The 8,078-nt window shown below is 59.8% G+C and carries 12 protein-coding genes; all 12 read right to left on the reverse strand.

The window, feature by feature from the left end:
* Window positions 1–33 precede the first annotated feature (33 nt).
* Window positions 34–1,533 carry a DEAD/DEAH box helicase family protein gene (locus RTI30_RS10915; protein WP_312274851.1) on the reverse strand — a complete coding sequence of 500 codons (1,500 nt, stop codon included), beginning with the start codon at window positions 1,531–1,533 and terminating at the stop codon, window positions 34–36.
* A complete protein-coding gene (locus RTI30_RS10920) occupies window positions 1,530–1,748 on the reverse strand; it encodes a hypothetical protein (protein ID WP_312263256.1) in 219 nt (72 codons plus the stop codon). The genes RTI30_RS10915 and RTI30_RS10920 overlap by 4 nt, the downstream gene beginning before the upstream one ends.
* On the reverse strand, window positions 1,745–2,266 hold the full coding sequence (locus RTI30_RS10925) for a zeta toxin family protein (protein WP_312263257.1): 522 nt from the start codon (window positions 2,264–2,266) through the stop codon (window positions 1,745–1,747). The genes RTI30_RS10920 and RTI30_RS10925 overlap by 4 nt, the downstream gene beginning before the upstream one ends.
* A gap of 2 nt (window positions 2,267–2,268) precedes the next feature.
* Window positions 2,269–2,499, reverse strand: coding sequence for a hypothetical protein (locus RTI30_RS10930; RefSeq protein ID WP_312263258.1), 231 nt, complete (start codon window positions 2,497–2,499; stop codon window positions 2,269–2,271).
* A gap of 2 nt (window positions 2,500–2,501) precedes the next feature.
* A complete protein-coding gene (locus RTI30_RS10935) occupies window positions 2,502–2,792 on the reverse strand; it encodes a hypothetical protein (RefSeq protein WP_312263259.1) in 291 nt (96 codons plus the stop codon).
* Window positions 2,792–2,998: an addiction module protein gene (locus RTI30_RS10940; protein ID WP_312274849.1), complete on the reverse strand. Its 207-nt coding sequence runs from the start codon at window positions 2,996–2,998 to the stop codon at window positions 2,792–2,794. Before RTI30_RS10940 ends, RTI30_RS10935 begins: the two co-directional genes overlap by 1 nt.
* A gap of 143 nt (window positions 2,999–3,141) precedes the next feature.
* Complete coding sequence (locus RTI30_RS10945; RefSeq protein WP_312263261.1) at window positions 3,142–4,755, reverse strand: site-specific DNA-methyltransferase; 1,614 nt, start codon at window positions 4,753–4,755, stop codon at window positions 3,142–3,144.
* A gap of 13 nt (window positions 4,756–4,768) precedes the next feature.
* On the reverse strand, window positions 4,769–4,987 hold the full coding sequence (locus tag RTI30_RS10950) for a helix-turn-helix domain-containing protein (protein ID WP_312263262.1): 219 nt from the start codon (window positions 4,985–4,987) through the stop codon (window positions 4,769–4,771).
* Between the two features lie 375 nt (window positions 4,988–5,362).
* Window positions 5,363–5,698 carry a type II toxin-antitoxin system RelE/ParE family toxin gene (locus RTI30_RS10955; RefSeq protein ID WP_312263263.1) on the reverse strand — a complete coding sequence of 112 codons (336 nt, stop codon included), beginning with the start codon at window positions 5,696–5,698 and terminating at the stop codon, window positions 5,363–5,365.
* Window positions 5,698–5,973 (reverse strand): type II toxin-antitoxin system Phd/YefM family antitoxin, encoded by a 276-nt coding sequence (locus RTI30_RS10960; RefSeq protein WP_312263264.1) that lies wholly within the window; start codon window positions 5,971–5,973, stop codon window positions 5,698–5,700. Before RTI30_RS10960 ends, RTI30_RS10955 begins: the two co-directional genes overlap by 1 nt.
* Window positions 5,974–6,016: 43 nt before the next feature.
* Entirely contained in the window at window positions 6,017–7,201 is a 1,185-nt protein-coding gene (locus RTI30_RS10965; protein WP_312263265.1) for a DUF3322 domain-containing protein, read from the reverse strand.
* The coding region (locus RTI30_RS10970) for an SbcC/MukB-like Walker B domain-containing protein (protein ID WP_312263266.1) at window positions 7,198–8,078 on the reverse strand (881 nt) is incomplete at its 5' end. The genes RTI30_RS10970 and RTI30_RS10965, both read right to left, overlap by 4 nt.

The following is an 8,078-nucleotide window of genomic DNA, read 5'->3' on the forward strand; positions in this document are numbered from 1 at the left end:
TCGCCCATTCTTGACCCCGTTCGAGACCCTATTTCAGGTAGTTTGAAATGGCGCCATTATGCCGACCCTGGGTGGCGCCATTAGGGTGACCCGTGACACCTGTTCAGCCTTGGCGGCCGTGACGAATTCCGTGACCTCGCGCCGCTCGAACCCGGCACCCTCTACCAGCCGCTCCCGCAGCGCGCTTGCCGTTTCCGCAAAGCTTTTCGACACCACGAAGGCATACGACCGGTTCAACGCCGGGGCTTGCCTGTGCGCGGCATCCGGCTGACGCAACACGCGCCCGAGTAGCTGCTCTACCGCCGTGGCCGATGTCAGCTCGGCCATGCTCACCAGAATGTAGGCAAACGGGCAGTCCCAGCCTTCCGCCAGCGCCTTTTGCGTGAGGATGAACTTCACCGGGCAGGTCGGATCGCGCAATCCCAGCTTGTAATCGACTTCGACTTGCTCCAACCCCTTTTCCTCACCAGTGGCCACCACGATTTCACTGGCGGGAATGCCGTGGTTGGCGATCAACTCGTTCCTCACGCGCTCAACGTCCAGCGTTTCCACACCCGTGCGGCGCGGCTGCGCCTGGATCAGCACCAGGGGGCGCAGATACGGCGCACCGGCGCGATGTTCTTCCTCCGCCAGTTTATGCAGGGTATCGCGTCGGGCAATGGCATCGGCCAGACACTGCTGCCAGTTGGGCTCGGTTTCCAGCACCACCGGCAGCTTGATCATTTCCTCTGCCTTCAACTCGGCGGCAGAAACGCTGTGCAGCACGTTGCTGGGCGTGCGCGTGAGATCGGGCGTGGCGGTCAGTTCCATCACGCCACTGGGGCGGAAACGGGCCAGCATGTCGAAGGCGAGTTCGGTGCGGCTGTTGTGCGCCTCATCGACGATCACGAACGGGCGGCGCAGGCGCAGCACGTTGGCCAGTGAATAGGGCGTGGTGCGATTCGCTCCCTCGCCATCGGTGAGCAAGGCATCGCGCTGGGTGGGCGAGAGGTGGTCGAAGTGGTGCATCAGCGCGCCGCTGCTTTGATACACCTTGCGGCACTCTTCCTCCTCCACTTGGAATGCCTGCCGCGTGGCGACGATGATCGTGGTCGAGGTATCCAGCGTGGCGCGGGTCACACTCTTGGCTTCTTCCAGGTCCAACACCGTGATTGGCCCCGCCTCGCGCAGCGCGGCGTGATAGGGATGATGGCGGTCTTTGAGCGCCTTGATCGTCTGCTCGCGGATCGGCTTGCTGGGTGTCAGCCACAGAATCACGCTGCGTTCGGTGCGCAGCAAATGGGTGTTGACCAATTGGACGCTTTTCGCCGCTAGCCAGGTCTTGCCGCCGCCGGTGGGCACGCGCAGGCAGAAGTACGGCATATCGGCTGGGAAACCCGACAACGGGTTGTAGGGCAAACCGCGTCCCCACAGGCGTTCGGTGGTGGCGGTGAAGGCAAGCGAGGGGGACAGCAGTTCATGGCAGGCCTTGAAATAAGCCTCCACGCTGTCGAGCACCTGTTGTTGGTAGGCCTTGGGCGAAAAGGTCGTCATGGCTTGCCCTTATCGTGGGCTTGGGGTTCCTGCAACGGCTGGCTAGATGGATTCGTGTCGGGCTTGATGCGCTCCATGACCCCAGCGCGGCTGATGATCAATTCGGTGCCTGTTTGCACGGCCAGTTCGCGCGCCCGCTGCGCGGCGCGTTGCAAGGCGGGCCACGAGCCGCGCAGATCGGCGGTCTTTGCTTGGTCGATGGTTTTGGTGGTCATCGCTCACTCCAATCCAGTAAAACCGGTGCTTCCCCGGCGTTGTCATACAAAACCCAGGCATCCGCAACGGGGGCGTAATGCCGGTGGAAATTCTCCAGCCCGGCGGTGAAACGGCGGCGAATCAACGCCTCGGGAATGTTGTGCCCGCCTTGCAGAACCCGTTGTCGCACTCGCGCAACGGCCTCGTCGGCATGGTTGAGTCGTAGAAAAATCAGCTCCACCCAATAGCCCGCCTGCTGCCATTGCCGGATGTGGCGCAGATAGGTGCGGCCCGAAAGCGTTGTTTCGAAGGCAAAGCTTTCACCTGCGCGGAAATGCCGATCCAGCTCCGCCAGCATCAAACGCCCCGCCCGCACCGCCGCCGTCTCGGGAGCAAATGGCGCCAACCCAGCGGCAATCAGATCGGCATTCACGAATACCGGGCATGCCGCCTCATTGGGTAGAAACTCGCGCGCAAACGTCGTCTTGCCTGCGCCATTGGGTCCCGCAATGATGATGACCTTGCGCTCCGGGGTCATGCTCAAACTTCCGGCACATACGGCATTTGTTTGAAGGTGATACCCGCGCGCGCAAGGCGCGACGAGCTCAAGCGGCAGGCGGTGGCGTAAATCACTTTGGGGCCGACGCACAGGCCCTCGGCGGTGGCGGTGAAGGCAAGCGAGGGGGAGGGCAGTTCATGGCAGGCCTTGAAATAAGCCTCCACGCTGTCGAGCACCCGTTGTTGGTAGGCTTTCGGGAGGAATATGCTCATGGCTAGTCGCGCTCGATCCAGTAGTCCGGGGCGCGGTGTAAATGCGCGACCGCGACGATGTAAATGAGGTCAGGCTCGACCGAATAGAGCAGCTTGTAAGGAAAGCGGCTCAGGATCAAGCGCCGGATGTCGCCGTGCTCGACGGGCGCTGCCAACGGCCAGTGGCGCAGACGCGACAGAGCTTCGCGAACCTCGGTGCGAAATCGCGCCCCCAGCCCGGTGACCTGCCGTTCGTAGTAGCGTTCGCCGTCCTCGAATTCCAGTTTCGCCTCGGGTGAAAACGCGATGCGCATCAAAATGTCCCGACTACGTCCTCGGCCGGGATACCTTTGACTTGCCCGGAACGATAGGCCGCAAGACGCCGCTCCGCTTCCTCGATCCAGAGTCGATCCAGCTCTGGGTCTGGCTGATCAAGGCTGTGCGCGATTTGGTCCATCAATGCAAAACGCTCGGCTGGCGAAAGTTTCAAGGCCGAATCGATGAGTTCCTTCGTATTCATGGTGAGCCCTCGTTGGTCCGTGATGATCGAAGTCGTGCCGGGTTTGTATCGATGCCATATTGCGCCCTGCACGCCGCGCGCACCAGTGCATCGCTCGCGCCGCGTAGTTCTTTGTTCTGGAAAAGCGGAAAAGGTTTCTTCACTCACAGCTCCAGCGCGTACGGGGTCTGCTTGAAGGTGATATTTTCCCGCCCCAGACGCGACGCGCCCAGACGGCAGGCAGCGGCGTAGATCACTTTCGGGCCGGCGAACTTGGGCAGCGCATCGAACACCGGGCCGGTGAGCACATTGCCGCCGTTGACAGATTTGTCCTTGAGGATGCCGTTGTAGAGCAGGTAGATGGCGCGGCCCTCGAAGATGCCCAGCAGTGGCGAATCAGCAGCGCCAGTGAAGCCCGTGCCGGTCTCGGCGAACCAGACGAACTCGGCCAGTTGCGCGAATGTCACATCGCTGCGGATTTGGCCGTCGGCATCGAACAAGGGTTCGGCGGACAGGCGGCAGAACTGGAAGCCGCCGCCGAGGCCCTCTACTGTTTGCCCTTTGGCGTTGGTGTAGCCTTCCGCCACACGTTTGACGCGCTCGCGGGTGACGTTCTGGGCGATGTGCTCGTCCATCTCGACCAAGATGAAGCGGCGCTTGCCGCCGTCTTCGGCGTTTTGTTTGAGCACGGCGTGGGCGGTAGTGCCAGAACCGGCAAAGCTGTCGAGGATGAGGGAATCTTTGTCGGTGGCGATTTGCAGGATACGCTGAATGAGCAGAGACGGCTTGGGTGTCGCAAAATCTGATACCGAAGGAATGTCATGTAGAAGTTCGCGTAACTCCTTGCGTGAGCCATCAGTATGACCGGCAAATTCGTGTGGCCACAATGTCTGTGGAACCACCCCATCATTGCGGAGCAAGTGCTTGTAGCGCTTATAGGCAGGCACTTTGCCCTTGCCGTCCTTGCCCCAGAAAATTAAATCCTCTGCCACATGTCGTTGATGCTCTTCCCGTGAATAAGCCCAGACGCGCGTGCGTTTAGGCCAGATTTGCTCACCTGTATTAGGATTTGTAATTGGGTAGTAAAGGTTTGGGCGCTCCTCAGCTGTTTTAGCGCAGGTGTAGTCACTAACACGAAATTCCCCTTTTTCATCTTTGTGCTTGTACTGGCTGTCTTTTTCTTGGCCACGCGGCAGCAAGTTGCGCTGCCAGCTCGGGGATCGTTGATAAACCAGAACAAAGTCATGCATGGGCGCGATGGTTTTATGATCATTGGATACGGCATATTTCTTTTGCCAAATAACCGTGCCTACAAAATTTCGACTCCCAAAAATCTCATCCATCAACAACCGCAAGCTGGCCACTTCGTTGTCATCGATGGACACGAAGATCGCGCCATCCTCGCGCAGAAACTGGCGTAGCAACACCAGCCGCGGGTACATCATGCACAGCCAACGGTCGTGCCGGTCCAGCGTCTCGCCTTCCTTGCCCACCACCTCGCCCAGCCATTTCCGGATCTCCGGGCTGTTGACGTTGTCGTTGTAGACCCAGCCTTCGTTGCCGGTGTTGTACGGCGGGTCGATGTAGATGCATTTAACCTGCCCGGCATAGCGCGGCAGCAGGGCCTTGAGGGCATGCAGGTTGTCGCCCTGCACGATGAGATTGCCACTGTCGGTACCGCCGCAGGAGAGTTCCGGCACCGGCTCCAGCAGGCGGAAGGGCACATCCTTGTGGTGTTTGATGATGGCTTCTTTGCCGATCCAGTTGAGTGTGGGCATTCAGGCCATCCCCTCAAGGATTGCGCGATGGCATCTGGCCATCGCCGCGTTGTTCTTCATCCGCGCTCCTGGTGCGCACCCAATCGTCCACCTCGGACAAGTTGAACTTCCATAGGCGCCCCACGCGGTGCGCGGGCTGGTGTTTATGTTCGCGCCAGCGGTAAGCAGCATGCTCGGCTTTGCCCGAGTGCTGGGCGACATGGTTGGCGGTGACTCGCGCTTTGGAATGCATGGCAAAGGTGCTCTGGCGGTGCTCGTTTAAGGCGATGAAAATCGTTGCAAGCCTACCAGAGTGTCATGCAGCCGACCATGTCGATGCGTAGCGCCCATCCGCGCGTTGTATGGCATCGGGCTTTTGCATACATACCGCAAGGTATACCGCCGGCTCTGCGGCATACGCCATAGCGGATTTCTGCGCGCCAGAGCGAAAGGTTTTGGACATTTGTCTGCTTCGTGCCGCTCGGGATGGTTGCGCACGGTCGGGCCGCGGAAGTCCTGCTGGAGGCGGTTGCGGCTGGCGCCGGTCAGTTTGATGGCATCCATCATTGGGTGTGAACGGGTGTGCTTTTGATTTGCACGGAATCGAACACCCTACACGTCGGCTTCGTCAAGCCCCAAGTAAGCGACGCGCCAAGAGCGACTGCATATCCCGCCGGCCGTCAGCGATCACATAGAGGTAAACCTTCTGCGCCATGACACGGTAGATCACTCGATAGGGCTTGAAAGCGGTCTGCCGATACTCCCGGATGCCAAGGGCCGCCCGTTCCTTGGGGTAGGCGCCGCGCACAGGAAAAGTTGACAGGCTCTCGACGACTTCCAATAGCCGATCCAGCACGTAGTCGGCATTGGCCTTGCAGTCGAATTCCGCGATGTAGTCGTAGATAGCCTCCAGATCCTGCTCGGCCCCCTCGGTCAGCAAGACCTCGTATTTTCGCCCTGCCATTACTTGGCTGCCGGTTTGGCCTGCAATCTTGCAACAACCTCAGCCACGGGCTTGACCTTTCCAGCCTCGATCTCCGCATTGCCGAGCGCGAGAACTTTCAACAGCGCCAGCGTTTCCTGTGTTTCCTCAAAGGAGGCGACATCCTGAATGACCGCCTTGGCCTCCCCGTTCTGAGTGATGACCAGCGGCTCCCGCCGCTCGGTCAATTGGGCCAGGACTTCGGCCGCGTTCGCCTTGAGGTAACTGATGGGTTTGACTTGCGATGAGTAGCGCATGACCTCACTCCTCGATCTGCTAACGACTGAATGTAGTCTTTATTCAGTCCTGTTGCAACAATTGATCGATGCGCGCCTGCACCCAAGCAAAGCTCAGATGTTCCTGCTCGAGACGAAGCCTCTCACGGATGCGGTTGTCGCGCAGGTCGTTGTATAGGCTCAATTCCTCTGGTGTCAGCCGGTGTAAATCGCTCAGTTGTTGTTTTTCTTCTCTTCCCCAGAAGGAAACGTGGGCATCTAGCGTGGCTCGATCCATGAGAAACGAGGCGACGTGTTGGAAGTGGCTGCGCAGTTGATCCAGGATGGCAAAGCCATGGGTATCGATGTCGCCCCAGTAGTGGATGGCGCAACGTTCCAACCAGCGCGCCCGGGCGAGCGCCTCCCAGCCGTAGCCGGCGCCAAAGATGGCGATTGCGCCTGGCACGTTTGGCAAGGCCAGAAAGTTGGTTTCGTTCTCGGTGATGAATACCCGCCGCGCATCAATGGTCAGCTGGCTGAAACTGCTGGCGTCGAGGGTGATGTCTGGGCACGACGTGCCGCCCAGGGTATGAATCTCGGGATCGAGGACTCGGAAACGAATCCTCGTGGGTTTGTCTAGAAAACCATAGCGGGCGGCAAACTGCGTAACGCCGGTCTTGGTGGTATTCACGCTGTCCGCAGGCAAGGCTAAGTCGAGTAACTCGGCCAGTACGGCACGATGTGTCTCGATGAACTTGCTGTGCACGCCGGGCAAGTCCACTTGACGCAGGTAGACTGCTGGTCGTGGATGCCTCCTGACCCAATCCACTACAGCCAGCAAACGGGACCATTCGCCCGCCAGTTCGAGGGCTTGCAAGGGTCTCTTTGCCAGCCAGGGCAGCAAGGCGGGATTTTGCTGCCGGGTCATTTCAACCATGCTTGAAAACCGATCCCAGTCGCGACGTTTGCCGAGCCAGCCGAGCGCATCATCCATGGAGTCGATCCAGCCGCCCGATGGGAGCCTCTGCAGTCCTTGTACCCGGTGACGAATCTCCTGCCACTCCAAACGCAAGGGGCTGGTGCCGGCCAATTCCGCAGCCCAGATGCGCACGGCGTCAAACCGTTCGGTGATGTCCGCCGACGCGGGGCCCTTGATGGTCAAGCGCAATGGGAAACGGGTGTTGCCCGTCACGGCATCGCGTAACAGCTCCCCTCGTTCCCACAGTCGCGCCAACTGCGCTTTCAGGTCCTTCGCCGTGGTCCACGTCACCGCGCCATCTCCGGTCGGGCTTTTTGCACCCGGTATTCGTCAATGGATAGGTTACGCAATTTGGAGGCTCGACCGCCGTCGTTGTGCACGAACCCAACGCTGGACACGAAGGGCTCGATGATGTGGATCTTCTGCAGCGGCGTAACGATCAAGAGTTGCAGGTTGAGTTGTCGGAATAGCTGCAAACCATATTGCGCCGACTCGTCCGAGCCGCGTCCGAACGCTTCGTCGATGACTACGAAGCGGAACGAGCGCGAGCGCACCCCTCCCCATTCCAGACCGAACTGGTAGGCTAGGCTGGCGGCGAGAATGGTGTAGGCCAGCTTTTCCTTCTGGCCACCCGATTTGCCGCCCGAGTCGGAGTAGTGCTCGTGTTCTGTGTTGTCCTGGCGCCAGCGCTCGCTGGCTGCGAACAAGAACCAGTTGCGCACATCCGTGACCTTCGCGGTCCAGCGTCGGTCCTGCTCCAACAAGCCATCCCGGCCACGGAACCGGTCGATGATCGCCTTGACCTGAAGGAACTTGGCTTCGGAATACTGGGCGTCGTCCGACCCGGTCACCGCCCCCTCGGTGCAGGCGCGCAGATCCTGCTGGAAATCACGGATTTCGGCGTCGGGACTGGCCTGCGACTCCAGCAGGATGAAGCGTCCGGGGTTGTAGTCGATTTCCGCGAGCGACTTGTTGATATGGGCGATGCGTTCCTTGATCGTCTCGCGCTCGCGTGCCAATTGCGCGTTGAAGTTGGCAATTTCGTTGATGGTGTTGACGTTCAGCAATTCCTGCATAAGTTCACAAACCTTTGGCACTTCTTTGGCGAGGGAGGAGTGCCATGCAGGTTCAACATGTCGGGTACCGGATCCGGGGGTTTTACCGGGTA

It is taken from the genome of Candidatus Igneacidithiobacillus taiwanensis (genome assembly GCF_031962545.1).
GTDB lineage: Bacteria > Pseudomonadota > Gammaproteobacteria > Acidithiobacillales > Acidithiobacillaceae > Igneacidithiobacillus > Igneacidithiobacillus taiwanensis.

Coding starts and splice junctions, on each gene's coding strand:
- RTI30_RS10915 (WP_312274851.1), bottom strand. CDS start 1,533: ATGACGACCTTTTCGCCCAAGGCCTACCAACAACAGGTGCTCGACAGC.
- RTI30_RS10920 (WP_312263256.1), bottom strand. CDS start 1,748: ATGACCACCAAAACCATCGACCAAGCAAAGACCGCCGATCTGCGCGGC.
- RTI30_RS10925 (WP_312263257.1), bottom strand. CDS start 2,266: ATGACCCCGGAGCGCAAGGTCATCATCATTGCGGGACCCAATGGCGCA.
- RTI30_RS10930 (WP_312263258.1), bottom strand. CDS start 2,499: ATGAGCATATTCCTCCCGAAAGCCTACCAACAACGGGTGCTCGACAGC.
- RTI30_RS10935 (WP_312263259.1), bottom strand. CDS start 2,792: ATGCGCATCGCGTTTTCACCCGAGGCGAAACTGGAATTCGAGGACGGC.
- RTI30_RS10940 (WP_312274849.1), bottom strand. CDS start 2,998: ATGAATACGAAGGAACTCATCGATTCGGCCTTGAAACTTTCGCCAGCC.
- RTI30_RS10945 (WP_312263261.1), bottom strand. CDS start 4,755: ATGCCCACACTCAACTGGATCGGCAAAGAAGCCATCATCAAACACCAC.
- RTI30_RS10950 (WP_312263262.1), bottom strand. CDS start 4,987: ATGCATTCCAAAGCGCGAGTCACCGCCAACCATGTCGCCCAGCACTCG.
- RTI30_RS10955 (WP_312263263.1), bottom strand. CDS start 5,698: ATGGCAGGGCGAAAATACGAGGTCTTGCTGACCGAGGGGGCCGAGCAG.
- RTI30_RS10960 (WP_312263264.1), bottom strand. CDS start 5,973: ATGCGCTACTCATCGCAAGTCAAACCCATCAGTTACCTCAAGGCGAAC.